General features: G+C 72.9%; 24 protein-coding genes. 11 read left to right on the forward strand and 13 right to left on the reverse strand.

Translation table 11 applies throughout. The features are described from left to right. Nucleotides 1-42: 42 nt before the first annotated feature. Nucleotides 43-1,890 carry a thiamine pyrophosphate-requiring protein gene (locus HNR20_RS04465; RefSeq protein ID WP_184176706.1) on the forward strand — a complete coding sequence of 616 codons (1,848 nt, stop codon included), beginning with the start codon at nt 43-45 and terminating at the stop codon, nt 1,888-1,890. Between the two features lie 17 nt (nt 1,891-1,907). On the opposite strand, the gene HNR20_RS04470 is transcribed toward HNR20_RS04465, so the two are convergent. The 4 genes from HNR20_RS04470 to HNR20_RS04485 all read right to left on the reverse strand — a co-directional run bounded on the left by HNR20_RS04470 (nt 1,908) and on the right by HNR20_RS04485 (nt 6,852). Further along, complete coding sequence (locus HNR20_RS04470; RefSeq protein WP_229687176.1) at nt 1,908-4,112, reverse strand: transglycosylase domain-containing protein; 2,205 nt, start codon at nt 4,110-4,112, stop codon at nt 1,908-1,910. 235 nt (nt 4,113-4,347) lie between these two features. Continuing rightward, complete coding sequence (locus HNR20_RS04475) at nt 4,348-5,115, reverse strand: hypothetical protein (RefSeq protein ID WP_184176710.1); 768 nt, start codon at nt 5,113-5,115, stop codon at nt 4,348-4,350. 151 nt (nt 5,116-5,266) lie between these two features. Beyond that, nucleotides 5,267-6,373, reverse strand: a complete 1,107-nt coding sequence (locus tag HNR20_RS04480) for an SPFH domain-containing protein (protein ID WP_184176712.1) — start codon at nt 6,371-6,373, stop codon at nt 5,267-5,269. Between the two features lie 5 nt (nt 6,374-6,378). Further along, on the reverse strand, nt 6,379-6,852 hold the full coding sequence (locus HNR20_RS04485) for an NfeD family protein (RefSeq protein WP_184176714.1): 474 nt from the start codon (nt 6,850-6,852) through the stop codon (nt 6,379-6,381). Nucleotides 6,853-6,972: 120 nt separating this feature from the next. Here HNR20_RS04485 and HNR20_RS04490 point away from each other — a divergent pair, with 120 nt between their 5' ends. Then, nucleotides 6,973-8,286 (forward strand): serine hydrolase domain-containing protein, encoded by a 1,314-nt coding sequence (locus tag HNR20_RS04490; protein WP_184176716.1) that lies wholly within the window; start codon nt 6,973-6,975, stop codon nt 8,284-8,286. An 80-nt stretch (nt 8,287-8,366) separates the two neighbouring features. On the opposite strand, the gene HNR20_RS04495 is transcribed toward HNR20_RS04490, so the two are convergent. After that, complete coding sequence (locus HNR20_RS04495; RefSeq protein WP_184176718.1) at nt 8,367-9,179, reverse strand: DUF3097 domain-containing protein; 813 nt, start codon at nt 9,177-9,179, stop codon at nt 8,367-8,369. A 690-nt stretch (nt 9,180-9,869) separates the two neighbouring features. On the opposite strand from HNR20_RS04495, the gene HNR20_RS04500 reads away from it, so the two are divergent. Then, complete coding sequence (locus HNR20_RS04500; protein WP_184176720.1) at nt 9,870-10,664, forward strand: Rv1486c family protein; 795 nt, start codon at nt 9,870-9,872, stop codon at nt 10,662-10,664. A 538-nt stretch (nt 10,665-11,202) separates the two neighbouring features. Here the strand turns inward: HNR20_RS04500 and HNR20_RS04505 are convergent. The 4 genes from HNR20_RS04505 to fabG form a co-directional block, all read right to left on the reverse strand. Beyond that, entirely contained in the window at nt 11,203-11,982 is a 780-nt protein-coding gene (locus tag HNR20_RS04505) for an HAD-IIA family hydrolase (protein ID WP_091403868.1), read from the reverse strand. 15 nt (nt 11,983-11,997) lie between these two features. Beyond that, nucleotides 11,998-13,026, reverse strand: coding sequence for a ferrochelatase (locus tag HNR20_RS04510; protein WP_184176722.1), 1,029 nt, complete (start codon nt 13,024-13,026; stop codon nt 11,998-12,000). 101 nt (nt 13,027-13,127) lie between these two features. After that, nucleotides 13,128-13,895 (reverse strand): enoyl-ACP reductase FabI, encoded by a 768-nt coding sequence (gene fabI / locus HNR20_RS04515; protein WP_184176724.1) that lies wholly within the window; start codon nt 13,893-13,895, stop codon nt 13,128-13,130. Nucleotides 13,896-13,923: 28 nt separating this feature from the next. Then, complete coding sequence (gene fabG / locus HNR20_RS04520) at nt 13,924-14,628, reverse strand: 3-oxoacyl-ACP reductase FabG (protein ID WP_184176726.1); 705 nt, start codon at nt 14,626-14,628, stop codon at nt 13,924-13,926. 155 nt (nt 14,629-14,783) lie between these two features. On the opposite strand from fabG, the gene HNR20_RS04525 reads away from it, so the two are divergent. The 5 genes from HNR20_RS04525 to HNR20_RS04545 all read left to right on the forward strand — a co-directional run bounded on the left by HNR20_RS04525 (nt 14,784) and on the right by HNR20_RS04545 (nt 19,203). Beyond that, nucleotides 14,784-16,019 (forward strand): sensor histidine kinase, encoded by a 1,236-nt coding sequence (locus tag HNR20_RS04525; RefSeq protein WP_184176728.1) that lies wholly within the window; start codon nt 14,784-14,786, stop codon nt 16,017-16,019. Next, complete coding sequence (locus HNR20_RS04530; protein ID WP_184176730.1) at nt 16,016-16,678, forward strand: response regulator; 663 nt, start codon at nt 16,016-16,018, stop codon at nt 16,676-16,678. The genes HNR20_RS04525 and HNR20_RS04530 overlap by 4 nt, the downstream gene beginning before the upstream one ends. Before the next feature lie 99 nt (nt 16,679-16,777). Beyond that, nucleotides 16,778-17,683: an alpha/beta hydrolase gene (locus tag HNR20_RS04535; protein WP_184176732.1), complete on the forward strand. Its 906-nt coding sequence runs from the start codon at nt 16,778-16,780 to the stop codon at nt 17,681-17,683. Further along, nucleotides 17,680-18,924 (forward strand): acyltransferase family protein, encoded by a 1,245-nt coding sequence (locus tag HNR20_RS04540; RefSeq protein ID WP_184176733.1) that lies wholly within the window; start codon nt 17,680-17,682, stop codon nt 18,922-18,924. Before HNR20_RS04535 ends, HNR20_RS04540 begins: the two co-directional genes overlap by 4 nt. A gap of 123 nt (nt 18,925-19,047) precedes the next feature. After that, on the forward strand, nt 19,048-19,203 hold the full coding sequence (locus HNR20_RS04545; RefSeq protein WP_184189376.1) for a hypothetical protein: 156 nt from the start codon (nt 19,048-19,050) through the stop codon (nt 19,201-19,203). Between the two features lie 19 nt (nt 19,204-19,222). On the opposite strand, the gene HNR20_RS04550 is transcribed toward HNR20_RS04545, so the two are convergent. Genes HNR20_RS04550 through HNR20_RS04560 form a run of 3 tightly spaced genes read right to left on the reverse strand, consistent with a single transcriptional unit; the run spans nt 19,223 to nt 22,250 of the window. Further along, entirely contained in the window at nt 19,223-20,173 is a 951-nt protein-coding gene (locus tag HNR20_RS04550) for a VWA domain-containing protein (RefSeq protein ID WP_184176735.1), read from the reverse strand. Then, nucleotides 20,170-21,168 (reverse strand): DUF58 domain-containing protein, encoded by a 999-nt coding sequence (locus HNR20_RS04555; protein WP_184187957.1) that lies wholly within the window; start codon nt 21,166-21,168, stop codon nt 20,170-20,172. Before HNR20_RS04555 ends, HNR20_RS04550 begins: the two co-directional genes overlap by 4 nt. Next, a complete protein-coding gene (locus HNR20_RS04560; protein ID WP_184176738.1) occupies nt 21,147-22,250 on the reverse strand; it encodes an AAA family ATPase in 1,104 nt (367 codons plus the stop codon). Before HNR20_RS04560 ends, HNR20_RS04555 begins: the two co-directional genes overlap by 22 nt. A 241-nt stretch (nt 22,251-22,491) precedes the next feature. Here HNR20_RS04560 and HNR20_RS04565 point away from each other — a divergent pair, with 241 nt between their 5' ends. From HNR20_RS04565 to HNR20_RS04575, 3 genes are read left to right on the forward strand one after another with little or no spacing between them, the layout of a single operon-like run. Next, nucleotides 22,492-22,722 (forward strand): hypothetical protein, encoded by a 231-nt coding sequence (locus HNR20_RS04565; protein ID WP_184176740.1) that lies wholly within the window; start codon nt 22,492-22,494, stop codon nt 22,720-22,722. Beyond that, complete coding sequence (locus HNR20_RS04570) at nt 22,719-23,270, forward strand: PH domain-containing protein (RefSeq protein WP_373291036.1); 552 nt, start codon at nt 22,719-22,721, stop codon at nt 23,268-23,270. The genes HNR20_RS04565 and HNR20_RS04570 overlap by 4 nt, the downstream gene beginning before the upstream one ends. Before the next feature lie 43 nt (nt 23,271-23,313). Further along, nucleotides 23,314-24,786, forward strand: a complete 1,473-nt coding sequence (locus HNR20_RS04575) for a PH domain-containing protein (protein ID WP_229687178.1) — start codon at nt 23,314-23,316, stop codon at nt 24,784-24,786. Nucleotides 24,787-24,928: 142 nt separating this feature from the next. Here HNR20_RS04575 and HNR20_RS04580 read toward each other — a convergent pair whose 3' ends face one another. Continuing rightward, on the reverse strand, nt 24,929-25,951 hold the full coding sequence (locus tag HNR20_RS04580) for a phosphatase PAP2 family protein (RefSeq protein ID WP_229687180.1): 1,023 nt from the start codon (nt 25,949-25,951) through the stop codon (nt 24,929-24,931). Nucleotides 25,952-26,020: the final 69 nt, after the last annotated feature.

The raw sequence follows: 26,020 nt of genomic DNA on the forward strand, positions 1-26,020 counted from the left end.
ATGACCGGCCGGGTATCGGACCCGACGGGAAGGACCAGCCAGGTGAGCAGCGAACACACCGCACCGGGCGAAGCAGGTGCTCTACCCCGGCGCCCGACCGTCGCGGACCACATCGTGTCGCGGCTGTTCAGCTGGGGTGTGCACCGCTACTTCGGCTACCCCGGAGACGGCATCAACGGCCTCACCTCCGCGCTGCAGCGCACCAACGAGCGAGCCCAGTTCATCCAGGTACGCCACGAGGAGACCGCGGGCTTCGCCGCGTCGGCACACGTCAAGTACGGCGGCGGGCCGCTGGGCTGCGCGCTGGTGACCAGCGGGCCGGGCGCCATCCACCTGCTCAACGGCCTGTACGACGCCAAGCTCGACCACCAGCCGGTGATCGCCCTGGTCGGGCACACCGCGGTCACCGCCGAGGGCGGCGGCTACTACCAGGAGGTCGACCTGCTCGCCCTCTACAAGGACGTGGCCGCGGCCTTCCTCGCCCAGCTCGACCACCCCGCGCAGGTCCGCCACCTCGTCGACCGGGCGTGCCGCACGGCGTTGGCCCGGCGTACCGTCACCGCCCTGATCCTCCCCCTGGACCTGCAGGACGAGCCGGCCGTGCTGGACCCACCGCACGCACACGGCTACTACCAGACCAGCAACGTGCCGAGCAGTACGCCGACGGTGCCGCCGGAGGCGGACGTGCGCCGGGCCGCCGAGGTTCTCGGCGGCGGGCAGCGGGTGGCGATGCTGGTCGGGCAGGGCGCGCTGGGCGCGACGGACGAGGTCCGCGAGATCGCCCACCGGCTCGGCGCCGGGGTGTCCACCGCGCTGCTCGGCTTCACCGCCGTCGACCACCGCGAACCCTGGGTCACCGGGGCGATCGGGTTGCTCGGCACCCGGCCAAGTTGGCAACTGATGACCGGCTGCGACCGACTGCTGATCGTGGGCAGCAACATGCCCTACTCGGAGTTCTACCCGCCGCCCGGGCAGGCCCGCGCGGTGCAGATCGACCTGGACGGCACCCAACTCGGCCTGCGCTACCCGACCGAGGTGAACCTGACCGGCGACGCCCGCCCCACGCTGCAGGCGCTGCTTCGCGAGCTGGGCCCCGGCCCCGGTCCGACCGCCTGGCGGGCCGAGATCGCCGAGGCCACCTCGGCGTGGCGTCGGGTGCAACGCGACCTGGCCGAGCAGACGGCCGACCCGGTCAACCCACAACTGCTCTTCCACACCCTCAATGAGCGGCTGCCCGACGACGTGCTGCTCGCCGTCGACTGCGGCACCGCCACCGCCTGGTACGCCCGCCACATCCAGGTCCGCCCCGGGATGCGGGCCAGCCTGTCCGGCACGCTGCTGTCCATGGGTGGCGCCATGCCGTACTCACTCAGCGCCAAGTTCGCCCACCCGGACCGCCCGCTCGTCGCGCTGATCGGCGACGGCGCCATGCAGATGAACGGCGTCAACGAGCTGATCACCGTGGCCAAGTACTGGCGCAGCTGGGCGGACCCACGATTCGTGGTGCTGGTGCTCAACAACCGGGATCTGGCGTTCGTCAGCTGGGAACAGCGCTCCTCGGAGGGGACGCCGATGTTCCCGGACAGCCAGCAACTGCCGGACATCGCCTACCACCAGTGGGCACAGGTGCTCGGGTTGCACGGTGAGCTGGTCGACTCGCCGGAGCAGGTGCCGGGTGTCTGGGACCGGGCACTCGCCGCCGACCGACCGGTGGTCATCAACGCCCTGGTCGACCCGGCCGAGCTGATGTTGCCTCCGCACTTCACGGTCGAGCAGGCCCGCAAGACCGCGGCGGCGGTGCTGCGCGGCGACACCGACTGGGCCGGCATCATCCGCCGCGGCCTACCGTCCACGATCAGCAGCTACCGCCCCCGCCGCCGCGAGCGCTGATACCGGGGTACGGGAGGTTAGCCGCGACGGTTGTTCAGCCAGCGTTGCAGGAGGTCGCCGGGGTCTTCCTCGGTGGGCTGCTGCTCGCGGTCCGGGGCCTTCGGGCGGTCCACCGGGCGGTGCGGGTCGCCCGCCAGTTCGTGGCTGGGCGCGGCGAACGTCTTCTCCGGCTGGCCCTTGACGGCGGTGGCGATGACCCGGGCGACCGCGTCGATCACCTTGGTCTGCACCGCGGAGCCCACCTCGTCGGCCGGGTCGTCCGGGTTGGCGGCGATGCCGGCCACCGCGACCTGCGGGGTGAAGCCGACGAACGTCTCGGTGGAGTTCTGCTCCGAGCTACCCGTCTTACCGGCCACCGGCCGGCCGTCGAGGATGTCGTTGACACCGGTGGCCGTGCCGCCGTTGCACTGCCCGAACGCCGACTGCTGGCCCACCGGGCAGCGAGCGGCGTCGGTCGCGGCACGGGCGACGTCGGCGTCGAGGACCCGCTTGCAGGACGGCTGCCCGACCGGCACCTTCTCACCGTTCGCGGCGGTCACCGAGACCACCGGCACCGGCGTGCAGTAGGTGCCTTCGGCGGCCACCGTGGCGTACGCGTTCGCCAGGTCCAGCGGGGTGGTGGCGGCCACGCCGAGGGTGAACGAACCCCAGTTGGCGGCGTTGTCCTTGGCGAAGGCGGCGTCCGAGTCGGCGCGGAAGGTGATGCCGAGCCGCTGCGCCATCTCGACCACCTTGTCCTGGCCGACCTGCTCGGCCAACCAGACGAAGTAGGTGTTCACCGAGCGGCCGAAGCCGTCCCACATCATCCGGTACCCGTCCATCCAGTCCGGGTTGGCGTTCGCCGGGCACCAGTGGCCGTCACAGCTGCCCGGACCCTCGGCGGCGTACCGGGTGGGGAGCTTGGCGGGCGCGTCGAAGCCGGTGGAGAGGGTACGGCCCGCCTCCAGCGCGGCGAGCATGGTGAACAGCTTGAACGTCGAACCCGCCTGGTACCCGTGGACGCTCGTCCCGCCGGAGATCAGCGGGTTGACGGTGTTCGGGTAGTTGGCCTGCCCGGCCGGGTTGTCGGCCAGGCTGTAGTGCCGGTTGACCGCCATAGCCAACACCTGCCCGGTGCCCGGCTGGACCGCCGCGATCGGCAGGGCACGCTTGTTGTCGTACCCGTAGACCTTGGTGGCCTGCTGCTGCGCGGTCGCCTGGACCTTCGGGTCGAGCGAGGTGATCACGGTGTAGCCACCCGAGCGCAGAGCCTGCTCGCGCTCCGCGACGGTCGCCCCGAACGCCGGCTGTGCCACCCACCACCGGCGCAGGTAGTCGCAGAAGTAGCCCCAGTCGTCGTGGCCCTGGGAGACGGCGGTACAGCCGTTGGGCTGGGCGGTCGGATGCAGGGCCAGCGGCTCCGCCTTGGCCTGGGCGGCCTGTGCGGCGGTGATCGAGCCGGTGGCGACCATCGAGTCCAGCACGTACGACCGGCGGGCCAACGCGTCGTCGGAGTTCCCGTCGATCGGGCTGTACGCGTCCGGGGACTGCACCAGGCCGGCGAGCAGGGCCGACTCGGCGAGGGTCAACTGCGCCGGGGGCTTACCGAAGTAGCGCTGACTGGCCGCCGCGACCCCGTACGCGCCGGAGCCGAAGTAGGCGATGTTCAGGTACCGGTCGAGGATCTCGTCCTTGCCGAGGCTCTTGTCCAGCGCGCTCGCGTACCGGATCTCCTGGATCTTGCGGCCGACGGTGGGGTCGGTCGCGGCGGCGCGCTCCTCGGCGGTGCGGGTGGGGTCGGTCTTCAGGACGTTACGGACGTACTGCATGGTCAGGGTCGAGCCGCCCTGCTCGGTGCCGCCGCCCTTGACATTGGCCACCAGTGCCCGGGCGAGGCCGCGCAGGTCCGCGCCACCGTGGTCGTAGAAGCGCCGGTCCTCGGCCGCCACGATCGCCTGCCGCATCACCGGTGCGATGTCCGCCAAGGCGACGTCGGTGCGGTTCACGTCGTAGAACGTCGTGATCAGCGTCTTGCCGTCGTTGGCGTAGAGGTACGAGCGCTGCGGCGTGGCCGGGGTGCGCAGCGAGGCGGGCAACGAGGCGTACGACGCGAGCGCCGAGCGGGCTGTGAACCCGAGCAGCAGGTTGCCCGGCAGTGCGGCGACTGCCAGGGCAAGCCCGGCCAGCAAGCCGGCGAGCAGCACGGTGAACAGCCGCGACAGCGGCGAGCGGGGGGCGGCCATGCTCCCCAGGATTGCCATGAAAGCCGCTAACCGACCAGCCCCGCAGCCCAATTGTCAGCAACTTCACGGCCCCCCACCAGCCAATCCCCACCCAGCCGCGCCCGCCCAGCCCGCGCCTCGCACTGTTGATCATGAAGTTATTGTCACGACACGCCGAGGCCAAGGGCAATAACTTCATGATCAACGGGGACGGGAGGCGAGGGCGGCCGGGCCGCGGGGCTGGGCTGGCCGACGGTCAGGGGTTTGGGGTGCTTAGGCTGGCGCTGGCGGCGTCTCGTGCGGTTTCGCGGGGCATCAGGCGGCCGGAGCGGTAGCCGATGCCGATGCCGGCGATCAGTACGAAGATCGCGCCGAACGTCTGCAGCGAACCAACCAGGGCGCCGCCCAGGCCGAGAAGTGGCGCGGCGATGATCAGCATGACTCCGTCGCCGAGGCTGAAGGTGCCCGAGCGGGCGACCGCCCACCCGGTGAGGAACCAGCCCACGCTGTAGAACGTGGCGCCGACCAGGACCAGTGACCGCGCGGTGGTGCCGAAGACCGGCGTCTGCTCGGCGAGCCCGGCGAAGGGCAGCATCAGCACGGTGCCGGCGATGCTGACCAGCAGTCCGGCGGCGGCCACCCGGCGGCTGCGGGTCGCGGCCAGCAGCCCGGTGAGGGCCAGCAGCGCGAGCAGGCCGAGCCAGACCGCCGCCACCCAACCGATCAGGTACACCGCCTGGCCGTCGGCCGGGTAGGGGTCGTTGCCCACCCCTCCGTCACTGGCCATCGCCACCGCGCCGTAGAGGATGGCGTACGCGGGCAGCAGCCACACGGCCGCCCGCGCGAACCGACGCACCGACCAGGCCCAGCTGGCGTTCGTGGCCGGACCGGCGGGGGTCGGCTCGCCGACGAACGGCAGTACGCCGAACCCGCCACCGCTGCTCCGGGAGCCCAGCGGGGCGACCGGGTCGTGTGCGCCGGGCACCGGGGCCGAGGACCACATCCGATTCGCCGGATCCTTCATGCGTCACCTCGCTCGTCCGCGAGTGGTGCGAGACGCGCCGGGGCGCCCCGATTGCCTGGTCACCACCCGTCCTAGGACCGATCGTGGCAGGCGTCGGAGCGCCCCATGAGTCTTTCTCGTATTTACCCGGCCGGCCGGCCGGCGTACTGGATCAGCCGCGCTCGCGCTGGTCGGCCGGGTCCTCGACCAGGCTGGCCGGGGAGACCGGCTCCGGAGCGGGCAGCCCCTGCGGCCCCTTGCTGCCGGTGGCCTGCGCCTCGGCGACGCGTACCTCGTCGTGGATCTGCTGAGCGGCCGCCGCCGCGGCCTGCGCCGCCTCCGCGGCCTCGCGCTCGACCTGGCTCGCCTGGTCGGCCGCCTCCGGCGCGGGGAGATCCCCCACCATCTGGCTCAGCCCGCCGAGCGCGCCACCCATGCCCTCCAACGCCTTGGTCAGCTCGGCCGGGATGATCCAGACCTTGTTGGCGCTGCCCTGGGCGATCTGCGGCAGGGCCTGCAGGTACTGGTAGGCGAGCACCTTCTGGCTCGGGTTCGCCTGGTGGATCGCGTCGAAGACCGTCCGAATCGCCTTCGCCTGACCCTCGGCCTGCAGGATCCGGGCCTGCCGGTCACCGTCGGCCCGCAACACCGCCGACTGCTTGTCACCCTCGGCGGTGAGGATCACCGACTGCTTGTGGCCCTCGGCGGTGAGGATCGCCGCACGGCGGTCCCGCTCGGCGCGCATCTGCTTCTCCATCGAGTCGCGGATGCTGGCCGGCGGCTCGATCGCCTTGATCTCGACCCGGGTCACCTTGATGCCCCAGCGGCCGGTGGTCTCGTCCAGCACGCCCGAGAGGTGCCGGTTGATCTCGTCGCGACTGGTCAGCGCCCGCTCCAGGTCCAGCGAGCCGATCACGTTACGCAGCGTGGTGACGGTCAACTGCTCGATGGCCTGCAGGAAGCTGGAGATCTCGTAGGTCGCCCGGACCGAGTCGACTACCTTGAAGTAGAGCACCGTGTCGATCGAGACCACGAGGTTGTCCGAGGTGATCACCGGCTGCGGCGGGAAGCTGACCACCTGCTCCCGCATGTCGACCTTGGTGCGGACCGCGTCGATGAACGGCACCAGCAGGTTGAGGCCGGGGCTGAGGGTGCGCTTGTACTTGCCGAGCCGTTCCACCACGTCCTGGCGTTGCTGCGGCACGATCCGCACCGCCTTGGCCAGTGTCACCACGGCGATCAACGCCACCGCGAGCACGAGCACGCCTATGACCGTCATCCCGTTCACCCTCTCGCTTCCGGCAGCTCACCGGCGGAAGAAATATCGTCCTGCCAAACCAGGGCTGTCGCGCCCCGGACCTTTATCACCCGAACCCGCTGACCAGGTTCAAAACTCTGCGTCGTGTCGTACGAGCGGGCGCTCCACAGCTCCCCGTCGATCTTGACGAGGCCGTGCTCGGCGTCCACCCGTTCCAGCACCAGCGCCGTGGAGCCCTCGATCGCCTCGACGCCGAACGGCTGCTCGCCGCTCTCCAGCGCGGAACGGCGGTGCCGGCGGATGACCGGCCGGGCCGCCACCAGACTCAACGCCGACACCACCGCGAAGACCAGCGCCTGCACGGCCACCGGCGCGCCAAGCGCGGCAGCGCCGGCAGCGGCGAACGCGCCGACCCCGAACAGGATCAGAAACAGCGTCGTCGTGAAGATCTCGGCGACCGCCAGCAACACACCCAACACGATCCACACCACGGCGTCCACACCACGATCGTGACACGCAAATGCACGCGCGGCCGCCCCGCGAAGATCAGTAGGCTCGGCGAGGCCCTTTCCGGCCCACCAAAACACCACGATTCGGCGGCCCGACCCGAGGAGATCCCGTTGACCCTGCTGCCCGAGACCGCCCGACAGATCGACGCCAAGGTCGCCCAGTCGCAGATCGACGGTCGCGCCCCGTCGCTGGTGCTGGGCGTGGTCCGCGACGGCGCGCTGGCCCATCTCGCCGCCGCCGGCGAGCACCCCCGTCCGGACGTCGACCTGCAGTACCGGCTGGGCTCGATCAGCAAGACGATGACCGCCGCCCTGATCATGCAGATGCGCGACGCCGGACGGCTGACCCTGGACGACCCGCTGGAACGGCACCTGCCCGGCACCGGTCTGGGCGCGCTCACCCTGCGCCAGTTGCTCGGGCACGCCAGCGGTATCCAGCGCGAACCCGACGGGGACTGGTGGGAGCGGACGGCGGGCGTCGACCTCACCACCCTGCTCGCCGGGCTGACCGCCGACAAGATCGCCTACCCGCCGCACCTCACCTACCACTACTCCAATCTGGCGTACGGGCTGCTCGGCGGGTTGCTCGAACGACTCAGCGGGATGCCCTGGTTCGACCTGCTCAACGAACGGCTCCTCGGCCCGCTGGGCATGCGCCGCACCACGTACGCGGCCACCGAGCCGTACGCCCGCGGCTACGTCGTACACCCCTGGCACGACACGCTGCGCGAGGAACCCCGGACCGACACCGGTGCGATGGCCCCCGCCGGGCAGCTCTGGTCGACGATCGAGGACCTGGGCCGATGGGCCGCGTTCCTGGCCGACCCCGACCCGTCGGTGCTGGCCGCCGAGACGGTGACCGAGATGTGCTCGCCCGTGGTGATGGGCGACCTGGAGGCCTGGACCCACGGGCACGGTCTCGGGGTGGAGCTCTTCCGGGAAGAAAACCGGGTGTACGCCGGGCACGGCGGATCGATGCCCGGCTACATCGCCTCGCTGGCCGTGCACCGGCCCACCCGCACCGCCGTGGTCGGCTTCGCCAACTCGTACGGCCTGCGCACCGGCCACCTCGGCGCGCTCGGCCGGCAACTGCTCACCCTCGTGCTGGACCGCGAACCCGCGCCGGTCACCCCGTGGCGGCCGGCCGCCAGCGCCCCGCCCGCCGAGTTGGCCGAGCTGACCGGCCGCTGGTGGTGGATGGGCTCCGAGATCGAGGTGACCGCGGACCCCGCCGGGGACCTGCACGCCGGCCCGGTCGGCGCGCCGGACCTCCGCTTCGTCGCCGAGGGCCCGGACCGGTGGCGGGGTCGAGCGGGTGGACAGGACGGCGAGATCCTCACGGTGCGACGTGACGAGCAGGGCCGGGCGGTCGCCCTGGACATCGCGACGTTCGTCCACACCCGCACCCCGGACCAGGAGCCCTGAGTCACGCGCTGCCCCGTCCGGTGCGGGACACCCGTGGTTCGCCCCCACCGCACAGCGCGCGGCGGGGGCGAACCGGCGGGTCAGGCTGGCTCGGTGACGAAGTCGATCAGGCGTTCCATGGCGTTGATCAACGGGGTTTCCACGTCGGCGAAGCTGTTCACCCGGGACAGGATGTGCCGCCACATGTCGGCCGGCTCGGCTACCCCGAGGGCCGCGCAGACCCCCTCCTTCCACGGCCGCCCCGGCGGCACCACCGGCCACGCCGCGATGCCCAGCGCCGCCGGCTTGACCGCCTGCCAGACATCCACGTACGGGTGTCCGGTCACCAGCACGAAGGGCGAGTTCACGCGAGCCACGATCCGGCTCTCCTTGCTGCCCGGCACGAGGTGGTCGACGAGCACGCCGAGTCGTCGGGTCGGGCCGGGGCCGAAGTCGCGTACCTCGGTGTCGAGGGCGTCGATACCGTCCAACGGCTCCACGACCACGCCCTCGATCCGCAGGTCGTCACCCCAGATCCGCTCGACCAGCGCGGCGTCGTGGATGCCTTCCACCCAGATCCTGCTGGCCTTCGCGACCTGAGCCTTCACGTTGTCCACGGCCACCGAGCCGGACGCGGTACGCCGACGGGCCGCCGGCACCGTCGGGCGGGTCGGGCGGCGCAGCGTCACCGGTGAACCGTCGAGCAGGAACGCCGCTGGGAGCAGCGGGAAGTTGCGTCGTCGGCCATGCCGATCCTCCAGGACCGCGGCACCGGCCTCGAAGCCCACCACCGCTCCGCAGAACCCGGAGTCGGCATCCTCCACGACGAGATCCGGTTCGGCGTCCACCTCGGGGGTGACCTTCCGCCGCCGCCAGTCCCCCGCCAACACGTCCTCGCCGTATCGCCCCGCCATGGCGATCACGCTAACCCCCGCACCACCCCCCTCGCCCCCGACACACCGCCCCACCCCATCCCCCGCTCCCACCCCCACCCACGCCCCCACCCATGCCGACGCCGACGCCGTCGCCGTCGCCGTCGATCATGCAGTTGTGGTGCCTCACGAAACGCCCGCAATCAGCAGCTTTCGCCCACCACGACTCCATGATCGACGGGGTGGGCAGGGCGGAGGCGGGGTTGAGGGTGGTGAGCGCGGGGTGGCGCGGGGGTTGAGGGTGGTAAGCGCGGGGTGGCGCGGGGTTGAGGGTGGTAAGCGCGGGGTGGCGCGGGGGTTGAGGGTGGTAAGCGCGGGGTGGCGCGGGGTTGAGGGTGGTAAGCGCGGGGTGGCGCGGGGGTTGAGGGTGGTAAGCGCGGGGTGGCGCGGGGTTGAGGGTGGTAAGCGCGGGGTGGCGCGGGGTTGAGGGTGGTGAGCGCGGGGTGGCGCGGGGTTGAGGGTGGTGAGCGCGGGGTGGCGCGGGGGTTGAGGGTGGTGAGCGCGGGGGGTGGGGGTGGCGGGGGGGTGGTGGGGGTGGCGCGGACGTGGGATGGCGGGGGCGTGGGGTGGGGCTGGGGTGGGGATTCGGGGCGAAGGGGGCAGTTCGGGGCAGGCCGGGCGACCGGAGCGGCAGTCGAGACAGGGCCGGTCGTGACCACGTACCCTTTCGGCATGTCCACCCCCGCAACGGGCGCGGCCACACTCACGCCGCGCCGGTCGAGCCGGTTCGTTGCCTGGGTGCGCGCGTGGCGCGCCGGGTTGGTGCCGTACGACGAGGTCGCCGACGCCATCGCCGGCGACGAGGAGCACCTTGTTGCGGACGCCCCCGGCACCTGGACCGACGTCCCGCTGAGTGCCGCGCTGCCGACCCTGGCCAAGCTCTCCCCGGACGACATCCGCCTGGTGCTGCCCGCGCCCGGCGACCCCCGAGGGCTGCCCGGTCCGGGCGACTTCGCCGGGGCGGCGCTGGTCACGGGCGAGGCGGTGGTCGCGGGCGGGCTCGGCCTGATTCCCCAGGTGCGGATGCACACCTCCGGCTCGGGGGACTGTTTCGAGACGGTGCTCTGGCGGGTCTACCCGCTGCCGGCCAACGCGCCCGCCGCCTCACTCTCACTGCCAGGCGCGGCCGAGGCGGAGGCCGAGCTGGCCGCCGCGCTGGCCGAGACGACCGCCGCGCTGACCCGTCTCGACGTGGCCCAGTGGCGACCCGAACTGGCCGGTGCGCTGGCCGCGCTGCGCCGCCCGGACGGCGCCACCGACCTGCCACCGGGCTTCGATCCGCGAGCCCGCCGGCTCTTCGCCCGGGCCGCAGTGCTCGACCGGGTGCTCGCGTTGGCCGGGCACGCCGCGCCCGGCGGCGCGATCAACAACTACGAGGCGCAGCAACGGGATGCGGCCCTGCGCCCACTCACCGCGGCCTGCCGCCAGGCGCTGGTGGCCGCCTGCAACGCCCCGCTACGCCCCTGACCGCACTCTGCTGCGCGACCGCACCCCGCCCCGCCGCACCCCGCCGCACCCCCGACGGCGCTGCCCGCACCCCCGACGGCGCTGCCCGCACCCCGCCGCACCCGCGCCACGCCGCGGCGTAGCCGGGCGGACCCAGGCATGATCGCGCTCGATCCAGGATGTAGTGGCCTCCTGGTCCGAGGGTTACCACTACATCCTGGTTGCAGCGCGATCAGCGCGCAAAGCGCGACCAGCGCGGGCAGCGCGGGCAGCGCGGGCAGCGCGCGAAGCGCGACCAGCACGCGCAGCGCGCGAAGCGCGACCAGCACGCGCAGCGCGCGAAGCGCGACCAGCACGCGCAGCGCGCGAAGCGCGACCGGCACGCCCAGCGCGCAAAGCGCGACCGGCACGCGCAGCGCGCGAAGCGCGACCGGCACGCGCAGCGCGCGAAGCGCGGGCAGCACGCGCAGCGCGCGAAACACGCGAAGCGCGAACAGCACGTGCAGCACGCGCAGGATCGACCCAGCGGCCGGGCCGGCGGCCCGCCAAGGCCGGTCGGTCAGATCTCGTCGAGCAGGTCCGCGACCGAGTTGATGATCCGGGACGGACGGTACGGGTACCGTTCCGCCTCGGTGCGGCTGCTGATGCCGGTGAGCACCAGGATCGTCTCCAGCCCAGCCTCCAGGCCGCACAGGATGTCGGTGTCCATCCGGTCACCGATCATCGCGGTGCTCTCCGAATGCGCGTTGATCGTGTTGAGTGCCGAACGCATCATCATCGGGTTCGGCTTGCCGACGAAGTACGGCTCCACGCCGGTCGCCTTGGAGATCATGGCGGCGACCGAGCCGGCGGCGGGCAGGGCGCCCTCCACCGACGGGCCGGTCACGTCGGGGTTGGTGCAGATGAACCGGGCTCCGTCGTTGATCAGACGGACTGCCTTGGTGATCGCCTCGAAGCTGTAGGTGCGGGTCTCGCCGAGCACCACGTAGTCCGGGGCGAAGTCGGTGAGCACGTAGCCGACCGCGTGCAGCGCCGTCGTCAGCCCGGCCTCACCGATCACGTACGCGGTGCCGCCCGGCCGCTGGTCGGCGAGGAACTGACCGGTGGCCAGCGCGGACGACCAGATCGACTCTTCCGGCACGTCGAGCCCCATCCGGCTCAGCCGGGCCGTCAGGTCGCGCGGGGTGTAGATCGAGTTGTTGGTCAGCACCAGGAACGGCTTGCCGGAGGCGCGCATCCGATTGATGAACTCCGGTGCGCCGGGCACCGGCTGGCCCTCGTGCACCAGTACGCCGTCCATGTCGGTCAGCCAACTCTGCACGGGCTTGCGGTCATGCATGATGATCCTCAGGAGTCAGGGGCGTCGGGTCGGCACGCAACAGACGGTCGCGCAGGTGTCCCACATCGGCAGCTCACCCAGGCGGCGGCGCAGCTGCGCACCGTCCGGGTCGGTTCGCTCGGTGACCAGCTCACGCACCATGGTCACGAAACGCGGGTCGGTGCCCGGGGTGGCGGCCCGGACGAAGTCCAGGCCGAGCTGCTTGGCCGTCTCCAGCGCCTCGGTGTCCAGGTCCCACACGACCTCCAGATGGTCGGAGACGAACCCGATCGGGCTGACCACCACGCCGGTGGTGCCGCCCTGCGCGAGGCTGGCCAGGTGGTCGTTGATGTCCGGTTCCAGCCACGGCATCTGCGGCGGGCCGGAGCGGCTCTGCCAGACCAGGTCGTACGCCAGGTCGGGGGCTGCGGCCGCGGCGACGAGCCGGGCGGTCTCGTGCAGCTGGGCCTCGTACCGGCCGCCGTGCGGGCCAGCGCTGGCCGCCATCGACGTGGGGATGGAGTGGGCGGTGAAGACCAGCCGGGTGGTGTCCCGCTTCGCCGCGTCGAGCTGACCCAGGGCCGTCCGGACCGCGTCGATGTGCGGCTCGACGAAGCCGGGGTGGTCCCAGAACTGGCGCAGCTTCTCGATCACCGGGGCGTCCGGGCCGACCGCGGCCCGCGCGGCGGCGATGTCCTCCTGGTACTGCCGGCAGGACGAGTAGCCGCCGTACGCGCTGGTGACGAAGGCCAACGCCCGGGTGACCCCGTCGTCGCGCATCTGGGTCACGGTGTCGGCGAGCATCGGGTCCCAGTTGCGGTTGCCCCAGTAGATGGGCAGGTCGAGACCGTGCGCGGCGAAGTCGGCGCGGACGGCGGCCAGCAGTTCGCGGTTCTGCTGGTTGATCGGGGACACCCCACCGAAGTGCTGGTAGTGCTCGGCGACCTCGGCCAGCCGCTCCGGCGGTACGCCCCGACCCCGGGTCACGTTCTGCAGGAACGGCATCACGTCCTCGGGCCGCTCCGGCCCGCCGAAGGACACCAGCACCACCGCGTCGTACGACATGGGTTCATTCTTGCCGGTCGGCCGGGACCACCCGGCGACGCCCCCTGGTCCGGACGTGTGGGTCACGCCAACGGTGGTCGGGGGGCGCCGTCGGGGGAACGTCAGGAGCCGATGGCGTGGTAGCCGCCGTCGACGTGGACGATCTCGCCGGTGGTGGCCGGGAACCAGTCGGACAGCAGCGCCAGGCAGGCCCGGGCGGCGGGCTCCTGGTCGGTGAGGCTCCAGCCCAGCGGGGCCCGCTCGGCCCAGGCGCCCTCGAACTCGTCGAAGCCGGGGATCGACTTCGCGGCGATGGTGCGCAGCGGCCCGGCGGCGACCAGGTTGCTGCGGATGCCCTGCTTGCCCAGGTGCATCGCCAGGTAGCGGGACGCCGACTCCAGGCCGGCCTTGGCCACGCCCATCCAGTCGTAGACCGGCCACGCCTTCGTCGCGTCGAAGGTCAGGCCGACCACCGCGCCGCCCGGGGACATCAGCGGCAGCGCCGCCATGGCCAGCGACTTGTACGAGAACGTGGAGACGTGCAGGGCGGTCGCCACGTCCTCCCAGGGCGCGTCGAGGAAGCCGCCGCCCAGGCAGCTCTGCGGGGCGAAGCCGATCGAGTGCACGACGCCGTCGAGTCCGTCGACGTGCTCGCGCACCCGGTCGGCCAGGCCGGCGAGGTGCGCCGGGTCGGTGACGTCCAGTTCGATGACCGGGGCCGGCTCGGGCAGGCGCTTGGCGATCCGCTCGACCAGGGAGAGCCGGCCGTAGCCGGTGAGCACGACCTGCGCGCCGTTCTCCTGGGCGAGCTTCGCCACCGAGAAGGCGATCGAGGCGTCGGTGATGACACCGGTAACGAGCAGCCGCTTACCGGCGAGCAGTCCGGACATCGCTGAGTTCCTCCGTAGTCAAAAAAGGTTAGTGGCCCATGCCGAGGCCGCCGTCGACCGGGATAACAGCGCCGGAGACGTATCCGGCACTGTCCGAGGCCAGCCAGGTGACCACGGCGGCGACCTCCTCCGGGCTGGCCATCCGGCCGGCCGGGATGGACTTGAGGATCTCCGCCTTGCGGTCTCCGGTGAGGCCGGCGGTCATGTCGGTGTCGATGAAGCCGGGCGCCACCACGTTCGCGGTGATGTTGCGGCTGCCCAGCTCCCGGGTGATCGAGCGGGCGACGCCGACGAGGCCGGCCTTGCTGGCGGCGTAGTTGACCTGCCCGGCGCCGCCGGCGAGGCCGACCACCGAGGAGATGAAGATCATGCGGCCCCACTTGGCGCGGAGCATCTTGCCGGAGGCCCGCTTCGCGACTCGGAACGCGCCGGTGAGGTTGGTGTCCACCACGCCGGTGAACTGCTCCTCGGACATCCGCAGCAGGAGCGTGTCGGCGGTCATGCCGGCGTTCGCGACCAGCACCTCGACCGGACCCAGCTCGGCCTCGACGGCGCTGAACGCAGCGTCGATCGAGGCGGCGTCGGTGACGTCGGCGCGTACGCCGAACAGCCCTTCGGGTGCCTCGCCGCTGCGGTGGGTGACCGCCACCCGGTCGCCCTGCTTGGCGAAGGCCTGCGCGATGGCGAGGCCGATTCCCCGGTTGCCCCCGGTCACCAGCACGGTACGGGCCACTGTTCCCCCTTGCGAATACTCAGCACGGACGCGTCGGAGCCTAGGCGTTACCGGCAGGTAAGCGCTAACGGGAGTCGCGTCACACTGGGGTACGACACCGGGATCAACCCCTGGTGGCACGCCTGGCGGGGGTGCCGGCCCGTAGCCTCCCGGTGGTGAACCGGCAACCGATCGCCGTGGCCCTGCGGGCGCTGCGACAGACCCTCCTGGGCCGGGACGCCCCGCCCGGCAGACCGCTACTGGCCCGCTGGCCCGGGCTGGCCCGTTACGCCGCCCCGGTCGGGCTGCTCGCCGCGCTCGGCCTCTTCGCGATCACGCTGAGCGTGGAGAGCGACTGGGGCCTGCCCACGCCGATCGCGGTGCTGTTCGCGGCGATGACCGTGGCGCCGCTGCTGGCGCTGCCCCGGCACCCGCTGCTGGCCTGGCGGCTGACGGTGCTGGCCCTGCTGATCTGCACGTTCAACGCGCCGGCCGACCAGGCCTGGCCGTGGACCCCGCCGCTGGCGCTCGGGTCGATCGCGGTGGTCGCGGTGGCCGTCGCGCGGGTCGACCGGCCGGTGCTGGTCTGGGTGGTGACGATCACCACGGTGCCGGTGCTCACCCTGGTCCACCCCGACAACCGGGTCCCCGTCCTGCTGCTGCTCGGCGCGCTGGCGATCGTCGGCGACCTGGTCCGACGCAACCGGTTGTCGCGGCACGCTCTGGCCGCCCAGACCGAACAGAGCGAGCGGGAACAGGAGCGCCGCGCGGTGCTGGAGGAACGCACCCGGATCGCGCGGGAGATGCACGACGTGGTGGCGCACCACATGTCGCTGATCGCCGTGCAGGCCGAGACCGCTCCGTACCGGTTGACCGACGTGTCGGCGCCGGCAGCCGCCGAGTTCGTCGCCATCGCCGGCTCGGCCCGCGACGCGCTGACCGACATGCGGCGGTTGTTAGGGGTGTTGCGCAGCGAGTCGTCCGGGCCGCAGACCGCGCCGCAGCCCGACCTGGCCGACCTGGACGCGATGGTGGACGCGGCACGCCGGGCCGGCCTACCGGTGACGCTGGAGTTCGGGCCGGTGGACGACGGGCAGGTGCCCGCGCCGGTCGGGCTGGCCGCGTACCGCATCGTGCAGGAGGGCCTGGCCAACGCCGCCCGGCACGCGGCCGGCGCCGCGGTGCGCGTCACCGTCCGCCCCGGCCCGACCACCCTGACGGTACGCGTGCAGAACGCGCGACCCGCCGAGGCGGGCTCCCGGACCGGCGAGGCCGGTGCCGGGCACGGGCTGACCGGCATGCGGGAGCGGGCCACCTCGCTGGGCGGTACGTTCACCGCCGGGCCACTGCCCGACGGGGGTTACGCGGTGGCGGCCGAGCTGCCGTACGACGTGGAAGGCGGGGACCGATGATCCGGGTGCTGATCGCCGACGACCAGGCGATGGTCCGACAGGGCTTCGGCGCGCTGCTCGCCGCCCAACCGGACCTGCTGGTGGTGGGGGACGCCGCCGACGGCGCGCAGGCCGTCGAAGCCGCTCGCCGGCTCGACCCGGACGTGGTGCTGATGGACGTGCGGATGCCCGTGCTGGACGGATTGGCCGCCACCCGCAAGCTGCTCGGTGACCGGTCGGCGCAGCGCCCCCGGGTGCTCATCCTCACCACCTTCGACCTGGACGACTACGTGTACGAGGCGCTGCGCGCCGGGGCCAGCGGCTTCCTGCTCAAGGACGCCCCGGCGGCCGATCTGGTGCAGGCGGTCCGGGTGGTGGCGGCCGGGGAGGCGCTGCTCGCCCCGGCGGTCACCCGCCGGCTGATCGCCGAGTTCGCCGCCCGCCCGGATCGCCGCCGGCCGCGCCCCACCGACCTGGCCGGGCTCACTCCACGGGAGACCGAGGTGCTGCGGTTGATCGCCCGGGGCCGCAACAACGCTGAGATCGCGGGTGACCTGGTGGTCGCCGAGCAGACCGTCAAGACGCACGTCGGGCGGATCCTGGCCAAGCTGGGGCTGCGTGACCGGGCCCAGGCCGTGGTGCTGGCGTACGAGACGGGTCTGGTGGCCGCCGGCGAGTAGCCCCGTGGAGCCAGCCCGCAGACGGCTCTCTGGGACGACGACCGAGCACCGCCCACTCGCGCACTCTCCCTCCGGACACCATTCCGGAGGGAGAACGTGATGCGACGACGAGGTGCCAGCCGTCTGGCGCTGGCCGCGCTGCTCGGCGTGAACCTGGTACTGCCGACCCGACCCGAGCCGGTCGCGGCGGCCGGGTTCGTCGAGGCGTACCCGGTCACCGCGGCAGCCATGGGCGCGGCCGGCCCCCCGTACGCGGACTGGGCCGCCGACGGGCGTCACTTCTTGATGTTCGACCCGCGCGGCGACGGCCGGGTGGTCGAGGTGCTCGGCGACCTGGCCAGCGCTGATCGGATCGCGGTGCTGGTGCCGGGGGTCGGCAGCACCCTGGCCGACTTCGATCGAGGGTTGGGCGGGGTGGCCCGCCGGGCCCCGGCGGTGCAGGCCGGGCAGCTCTACCAGGAGCTGCGGGCGACCGAGCCAGCGGCGGGGGTCGCGGTGCTGGCCTGGCTCGGCTACGACCCGCCCGACGGGGCGTGGACGGCTGCCGGCGGCGCCAGCGCCCGGCGGGGCGCGGCCGGGCTTGCCGTGCTGCTGCGGGAGCTGGCCGTGCGACGTCCGGCGACGACGATCACGCTGGTCGGGCACAGCTACGGGGCGCTGGTGGTGTCCCTGGCGGCGGCGGACGCCCCGGCCCAGGTCACCGATGTGGTCAGCCTCGGCGGTGTCGGCGCCGGGGTGCAGCGCGCAGAGGATCTGCCCGGCGAGCGGCGGTTCTGGGCGGCCGAGGCGCCGACCGACTGGATCCGCCGAGTGCCGCCGGTACGGCTGCCCGGCCTCGGCTTCGGCCGTCGCCCCGGCGACCCGGCGTTCGGCGCCCGACCCCTGCCGGTGGGCGGGGTGGCCGGGCACGACAGCTACCTCACGACGGGCAGCGCCACGCTTGTCGCGTTGGCGGCGGTCGTGCTGGGCAGCGTCGACGCCGACCGGGTCGGAGACGCCCGGTGAACCGGGACCGTACCGTCGATGCGCTGCGGGCGTACGCCATCGGCGGGGTGGTGCTGGGGCACTGGCTGGTCACCGGGTTGGTGCTGACCGGCGAGGGTGGGCTGCACCAGGCCAGCCCGCTGACCGCGTTGCCCGGGCTGGCCCCGGTGACCTGGGTGTTGCAGACGCTCGGGTTGTTCTTCTTCACCGCCGGGTTCGGTTCGACCCGGTCGCTGGCCCGTCACCAGGGCGGTCCGGGCGGTTGGTTGGCCCGTCGGCTGCGCCACCTGCTGCTGCCGACGGTGGCGCTGCTGGGGGTGGGCGCCGCCGTGCTGCTCGCCGCCACCGTCGCCGGGACCCCGGACGACACGCTCGCCGTCGCGCTGCGGCTCGCGGCCAGTCCCCTGTGGTTCCTGTTGCCGCTGGTGTTCCTGGTCGCGGTGACCGGCCCGCTGCGCGCCGCCGTACGCCGATGGGGGGTGGCGCGCTGCGTCGCGCCGGCGGTGGCCGTGGTCGCCGCGGCCGACCTGGTCCTGCGTCTCCTGCCGACCGGCACCCACCTGCCGCCGGTCACCGTGGTGGCGGCCTGGTCGGTGCCGTACCTCCTGGGGGTGGCGCACGCCGACGGGCAGTTGGTCGGACGGCGGGCGGCGGGCAGCCTCGCGGGCGGCGGGGCCGCCGTGCTGGCGGCGCTGTTGCTCCTGGGCTACCCGGTGAGCGCGGTCGGAGTGCCGGGCGCCGGGATGTCCAACCTGAACCCGCCGTCGCTGCTGGCCGTGGCGCTGGCGGTCACCCAGGTCGGGCTGGGGCTGCTCGGATCGCCGGTGCTGGAACGGCTGCTGGCCCGGCCGCTGCCGGGCCGGGCCGTGACCGAGGTGAACCGTCACGCGGTCCGGATCTACCTGTGCCACCAACCGGTACTGGTGGCCGTGACCGCGCTCACCGCCCGCAGCGGACTGGCCCTGCCGGGGCTGCACACCATGCCGGACGGCCTGAGCTGGGTGCTGGCGCGCTGCTGCTGGCTGCCGCTGCTCGCCGCGGTGCTGGTCACGGTCGTGCGGATCGGCCAGCCGGCGGGCCGCCTGCGAGGGCCGCGCCAGCCGGGCGGTGGAGGGGTCGCCAGCCGGTCGGCCGAGTACGTCTCGTCGGCACCCCAGGTGTACGATCATCGACGTTCCGGCCCGCCCGACTTGCAGGAGGTGATCGCTGTGCGAGATAGCGATCCTCCCAGTCGTGGCCGGGCCGATGGTCAGCCCCGCTGAGCCACGACTCAGTCTGGTGAGCTGACCCCGCTCCGCTCCCCCACCGCTTCGGCACCTGCCGGGGCGCGTGTGCCGCGCCGCCCGATTCCGGGCGGTCGCCGGGAGCCGCCCGGTCACGACTTCGTGTGCGCGTCCCCACCCCTGCGGTCCGCCCCCGCACGCGGACCGTCCTGCCGCCACCCGGAGCCGTCCATGAGCCGCTACGTCGCCCCGCTGGGCTTCACCCTCGCCGCCGTCTGGGTGGCCATCGTCTTCGTGCTGGCCGGCGGCGGTCACTGACCCGCCGCCGGCCCAACGCTCAGAGCATTCTCGACGACCACAGCAGGCTGAGCGCACCGGCGCAGAGCGCCAGCAGCAGCGCCAGCCCGGCGTACCACTGGGTCACCTCACGCGGCTCGGTGCGGAAGCCGATCGAACTGCCCATGTCCTGATAGACCTGCTTCAGCTCGCTCACCGAGGCCGCCTCGTAGAAGTAGCCCTCGGTGGTCTCGGCAAGCTCGGCCAGGGCCATCCGGTCCACCGGGACCCGCTGCAACTGCCCGCCGATGTCGACCTGGCCGGTGTCCGTACCGAAGGCGATGGTGGAGACCGGGACGTTTGCCGCCTGCGCGGCCGCCGCCGCCTCCTCCACCGCCCGCCCGGAGGTGCGGAACCCGTCGGAGAGGAGCACGATCCGTGCCGGCGGGATGCCCGCCGCGCCGTCGGCCGGCACCGACCGGATCGCCTCCAGGCAGGTGAACACCGCCTCACCGGTCGCGGTCGCCTCGGCCAGCACCAGCCCGTCGATGGCACTGGTCACCGCGTCCCGGTCCTTGCCCGGCGGCACCAGCACGTTGGCCGCCTTCGCGAACGACACGAGGCCCAGGTTGTAGCTCTCCGGCAGCTCACTGACGAACTGCTTGGCCGCCTCCTGTGCCGCCTCCAGGCGGTTCGGCGCCACGTCGTCGGCCTGCATCGACAGCGACACGTCGATGGCGAGCATCACGGTGGCCCGCTCCAGCGGCTCCTTGGTGTCCACCGCCGGCCGGGCCAGCGCGGTGGCCAGGACCAGCAGGCACAGCAGGAACGCGGTCGCCGGGACGTGCCGACGCCAGCCGAGCCCCTTCGGCGCGACCGTACGCAGCAGGTCCACGTTGGTGAACCGCATCGCGTACGCCCGGCGGTGCAGCTGCCGCCAGATGTAGAACGCGGCGAGTGCGAGCACCGGCAGAACGGCCAGCAGCCACCACGGTTGCATGAAACGGATCATCGTGTCGTCCCCCGGGTGCGCGCGTGCCGCTGCGCGGCCACGAATCGCACCATGTCCAGCAGCCAGTCTCGGTCGGTACGCAGACGCAGGTGGGCCGCGCCGGCGCCGCGCAGGGCGGCGGCGATCGTGGCCCGTTGGGCGGTCGCGGCATCGGCGTAGCGCTGCCGCAGCCGCGGGTCGGCGGTCTGCACCTCGTGCAGCTCGCCGCTCTCCGGGTCGACCACCGGCAACACGCCCACGTCGGGCAACTCCAGCTCGCGCGGGTCGATCACCTCGATCGCCAGCACGTCGTGGCGGACCCGCAGCTTGCGCATCGGCCGGGCCCACTGCTCGGCTGGCGCGAGGAAGTCCGAGATCACCACGGCCACCCCGCGCCGGCGGGGCGGACGGTTGAGCATCTCGACCAGGGCGCCCAGGTCACCACGGCCAGGCTGGATGGTGGTGCCGGCGACGGTACGCAGCAGGCCCTGCGCCTCCTTGCGGCCGGAGCGAGCCGGCAGCCGGGTGAGCACGCCCGGCCCAGCCGGCGGTGGTGCTCCACCGCGCCAGCGCCGGGCCGGGGCGGACACGCCGCCGCCGGTGCCGATCACCGCGCCGATCCGGTTGCCGCCACGCACGGTCAGGTGGGTGATGGCGGCCGCCGCTGCCACCACCACCTCCCGCTTGAGCCACTGCCCGGTGCCGAAGTCCAGACTGGCGGAGAGATCCAGGGCGAGCCAGGTCTCCAACTCCCGGTCGGCGACCGTACGCCGCACGTGCGGTGTCGTGGTCCGTGCGGTGACCGGCCAGTCCATCCGGCGCACGTCGTCGCCGGGGCGGTACTCCCGTGACTCCCCCGCCTCGCTGCCCGGTCCGGGCAGCAGACCGGCGTAGTCGCCCTGCAGCAGACCGTCGAGCTTACGGGTCACGAGCAACTGCAGCCGGGACAGCACGGCCTCGCTGCGGTCGGAGGCGGGACGAGGGGTGGGTGAGGTCACGGCCGCTGCCCGGGCCAGCCGGCGCCCGGCGGCGGCGTGGTCGACGGGGTGGCCTGCTGCCGGGGCGCGACCGCCGGGAGGGGGATGGTCGACATCACCCGGTGCACGATGTGGTCGGCGGGCACGTCGTCGGCGAGCGCGTCGTAGCTGAGCACCAAACGGTGCCGCAGGATGTCCGGCGCGATGTCCTGCACGTCCTGCGGCAGGGCGTAGTCGCGCCCGCGCAGCAGCGCCAACGCACGCGTCGCCCGGACCAGGCCCAGCGAGGCGCGCGGGCTGGCCCCGTACTGGATCAGTTGCGCGACGTCCGGCATGCCGTGCTCGGCGGGAGCGCGGGTCGCCAGCACCAGCCGGACCGCGTAGTCGACCAGGGCGTTGTGCACGAAGACCTGGTCGGCCTTGCGTTGCAGGGCGATCAGCTCGGGTGTGTCGAAGACCGCGGTCGGCTCGGGCGCGGTCACGCCCATCCGGTAGACGATCTCGCGTTCCTCCGCGTCGGTCGGGTAGCCCACCACGATCTTCATGAGGAACCGGTCCCGCTGCGCCTCCGGCAGCGGGTAGACGCCCTCCTGCTCGATCGGGTTCTGGGTGGCCATCACCAGGAACGGGTCGGGCACCCGGTGGCTCTCGCCGCCGATGGACACCTGCCGTTCGCTCATCACCTCGAGCAGGGCGGACTGCACCTTCGCCGGAGCCCGGTTGATCTCGTCGGCGAGCAGGAAGTTGACGAAGACCGGGCCCAGCTCGACGTCGAACTTCTCGCTGGACTGCCGGTAGATCCGGGTGCCCATGATGTCGGCGGGGACCAGGTCCGGGGTGAACTGCACCCGTGCGAAGGACCCGCCGACGACCTTGGCGAGTGTTTCCACCGCCAGGGTCTTGGCGACCCCGGGCACACCTTCGAGCAGGCAGTGACCCCGGGCGAGCAGCGCGACGAACATCCGCTCCACCATTCGGTCCTGCCCGACGATCACGCGTTTGATCTCGAACAGCGCCCGCTCCAGCAGGGTGGCGTCCTGCGCGGGCGTGGTCACCGGCGCAGGTGTCTGCGGTGCCGCCCCGTTCGGCGTCGGGGCGTCGGGCATGGTCGGCTGGGCCACCGGTCCTCCACAGCGTTGGTCGGTCGTCGCGGCTGATGCGGTATCAAGACTCGCACGCCTTCCTGAGTGTCGAGGTGGGGAGAAGCCGATTTTCGCCGCGCCGTCCTCAGCAGCCGAATCGCGCATCACGGGTGCACACGGACCGGCCCGCCGCGTGTACGATTCACCCCGTCGCCGGGCGGCTCCCCCCGTGGTCGCCCGGCGCTCAAGCTCTCCGTCCCGCCGCCCTAGACTGGCCGGGATGAGCATCCACTCCCCCGCCGAGGACGCCCTGGTCTGCTCGGCCCGGGGCTGCCGTGCCGCCGCTGTCTGGGCCCTGGAGTGGAACAATCCCCGTCTGCATGACACCGCTCGGCGCAAGACCTGGCTGGCCTGCGCGGAGCACCGGACCAGCCTCGGTGACTTCCTGGACGCTCGCGGCTTCCTGCGTGCCGTCACTCCGGTGCCCGGATCGCCTACGCTCGACACGTGAGCACCCCCGGCGCCCCACCGCCTCCCGGACCTGATGCCTCGACGGCCGCACCGGTGGCCCGGGGGCCGCTGGAGCCCTGGCCGAACACCGTCCACTGGCAGCCGATCTCCACCGACCTGATCTGGGTGGAGCTGATCCGGCTGGCGGTCGTGGTCGGCATCGTGCTGGCCGGGACGGCGGTCGGCTGGGTGTTGAGCGGTCACTGGCTGTTCGGGCTCGCCCTCGCGGTCGTGCTGCTGCTCGGCGTGTGGCGGGCCGTCGCGATCGTCCGCGCGGTCCGGGCCTGGGGTTACGCCGAGCGGGAGAACGACCTGCTCGTCCGGCATGGGCTGTTGGTCCGCCGGCTCTCCATCGTGCCGTACTCGCGGATGCAGTTCGTCGACGTCAGCGCCGGGCCGTTGGAGCGCGCGTTCGACCTCGCCACCGTGCAGTTGCACACGGCCGCGGCGGCGAGCGACGCCCGGGTGCCCGGGCTGCGCCCGGCGGAGGCGTCCCGGTTACGCGACCGGCTCACCGCGCTCGGCGAGGACCGGGCGGAGGGGCTGTGAGCGCCCGAGCGGGCGACCATCGACCGTGTCGAGGGCCAGCCCGATGAGCGACCGCCCCGCCGAGCCGAGCACCGTGCCACCCGCGGGCCCGACGCCCCACGAGCCGGTGCCGCCCGTCGGCGCGCCACCCCACGAGCCGGTACCGCCGGGGGCGGCCGTGCCGTGGCCGGCACCCCCGGGCGGCGGCGAGGCCGAGCCCCGGCAACGACTGCATCCGCTCAGCCCGCTGCTGCACGGCGCCAAATCCCTGTTCGTGGTGATCGCCGGGTTGTCCTGGTCGACGCTGTCCCGGGTGGGCTTCGGCTGGTTCGCCGCCATGGTGGTGGTGCTGGCGCTCGGCGCGACAGTGCTGTCGGTGATCAGCTGGTACAACACCGGCTACCACGTGGTGGGCCGCGAACTACGGGTGTACGAAGGGCTGCTCTGGCGGCGTACCCGGGCCATCCCGTTGGAGCGACTCCAGGCCGTGGAGGTGGTCCGGCCACTGCTCGCCCAGCTCACCGGCCTGGCCGAGCTGCGCCTGGAAGTGGTCGGCGGGGGCAAGACCGAGGCGCCCCTGGCGTACCTCGGGGTGGCCGACGCGGCCCGGCTGCGCGAGCGGCTGCTGGCGCTGGCCGGGCGGGTGACGCAGCCGACCGTGCCGGGCCACGCGGTGCCCGCGGTGGTCCCGGTCCCGGGGGCGGCGGCGCCACCGGCGACCGTGCCGGGCCGGCCACTGCACGCGGTACGCAACCAGAACCTGCTGGTCAGCCAACTACTCACCCCGCAGGCGTTCCTGCTGCCGTTCGGTGTGGCCTTCGTCGTGGTGCAGTTCCTCACCGCGGGGTCGTGGTCGTTCGTCGCGGTGGCGAGCACGCTGACGGCGATGGCCGGTGTGCTGCTGCAACCGGTGCGCCGGGTCCTCGACGACTGGAACTTCCGACTGGCCCGCGACGACGGCACGCTGAGGGTGCACAACGGCCTGCTGGAAACCCGGGCGCAGACCGTGCCGCTGGCGCGGGTGCAGACCGTGCGGGCCACCTGGCCGCTGCTCTGGCGGGTGAACGGCTGGCTGCGGCTGCGCCTTGAGGTGGCCGGGTACTCCGTCGCCGAGGCCGACGACCGCAACCGGCCCGACCGGCTGCTACCGGTCGGCGACCTGCCGACGGCGACGATGATCGTCGCCGAGGTGCTTCCGGGGGTACGCCTCGACGCGCTCGCGCTGACCCCGCCGCCCCGCCGAACCCGTTGGCTGCATCCGCTGGGCCGTGCCGCGTTCGGCGCGGGGCTGTTCGACGAGGTGTTCGTCACCCGGTCCGGGCGGCTCACGCAGCAGTTGGTGATCGTGCCGTACGCCCGCATCCAGAGCGTGCGGGTCGTGCAGGGGCCCCTCCAGCGCCGCCTGGGCCTGGCCTCCGTGCACGCGGACACCGCGGGCGGGTCCGGCGCCACGGCCCAGGACCGGGACCTGGCCGAGGCCTGGACCCTGGCCGCCGACCTAACTGCCCGAGCCCAAACCGCCCGCCACCCCACCTAACCCGCCCCACTCAATCCCGCGCTCACCCCCCGGTTGATCATGAAGTTATTGCCCCGACACGCCGGGCGGGAGGGCAATAACTTCATGATCAACGGGGTGAGGGTGGGGGGCCCGGGGGGGGTGGGGGGTGGGGGGTGGGGGGTTAGTGGTCGGCGGGGGCGGGGGTTTGTTTGGGTGGTTGGCTGGGGGCTGGTTCCGCGTCGGCCTTTGGGTGGCGGGCGCGCCAGGCGACCCAACCGCGCTCCGCCAGGCCGACGACCAGGAAGGTCAGCCCGACGTAGGCCCAGCCGACCAGCACGTCGATGACGTAGTGCTCACCCGAGTAGACCAGGGTGAACGTCATCGCCAGCGGGTACGCGAGCAGCAGCGGCCACCAGCGGCGGCGGGTGGCGGTCAGGAAGAACAGCACCACGAACAGCGCCCACGCGGTGTGCAGCGACGGCATCGCGGCGACCGGGTTGGAGGCGATCTGGCCGGCGTTGAGCACGTTGCCGGCGCCGTGCATGCCGAACGCCTTCCAACCCCGGGTGGAGATCCGGGCGACCTCGGTGAGCAGCCCGTTCTGCGCCGCCCACCAGGGCGGGGCCGCCGGGTAGATGAAGTAGGTGACCAGGCCGGCGGCGCAGAGGAAGCCCCAGCGCCGCATGTACGCGGCCCAGCGGTGCCGGTCGCGCAGCCAGAGCACCGCGGCAGCGGTCAGCGTCACCACGAAGTGCGAGAAGTACACCCAGCTCGCCGCGATGTCCCACCAGTGCACCTGCGGGTGGTAGAGGTGCTGCTGCAACCAGACGGTGGGCACCTCGCCGCCGGTGGCCCAGCCGAACATGAACCGGTCGGCGACGATCAACTCCATGGCGTGCGGGGTGGCCCCGTTGTCGGCGAACCCGCGCGAGAGGTTGTACACGACGAACAGCAGCACCACCGGCACCCAGTCCCGGGCGAAGCGCAGGTGACTGCGCCACGGCCGGTCGCTGTTCCAGGCGATGGTCGCCGCCCAGATCCAGACGAAGGCGTACGTCGGGTCGGTGGGCAGCCCGATGGCCAGCCACGCGGCGAGGAAGGCGGCCGCCCAGACACTCATGGCGACGACACGCCGACGGCCCCCGTCGGCGGACGCGGGCGGGTCGGTCCGGGCGGGGGGCTGGGGGTCAGTCACGACGGCCATCGTCGTCAAGGTTAACGACGGGGGCGGCATCGACCGACGGGGACCACCCGGCGAAGCCGTGCACAGGTG

The sequence above is a fragment of the Micromonospora parathelypteridis genome (assembly GCF_014201145.1).
Lineage (GTDB): Bacteria > Actinomycetota > Actinomycetes > Mycobacteriales > Micromonosporaceae > Micromonospora > Micromonospora parathelypteridis.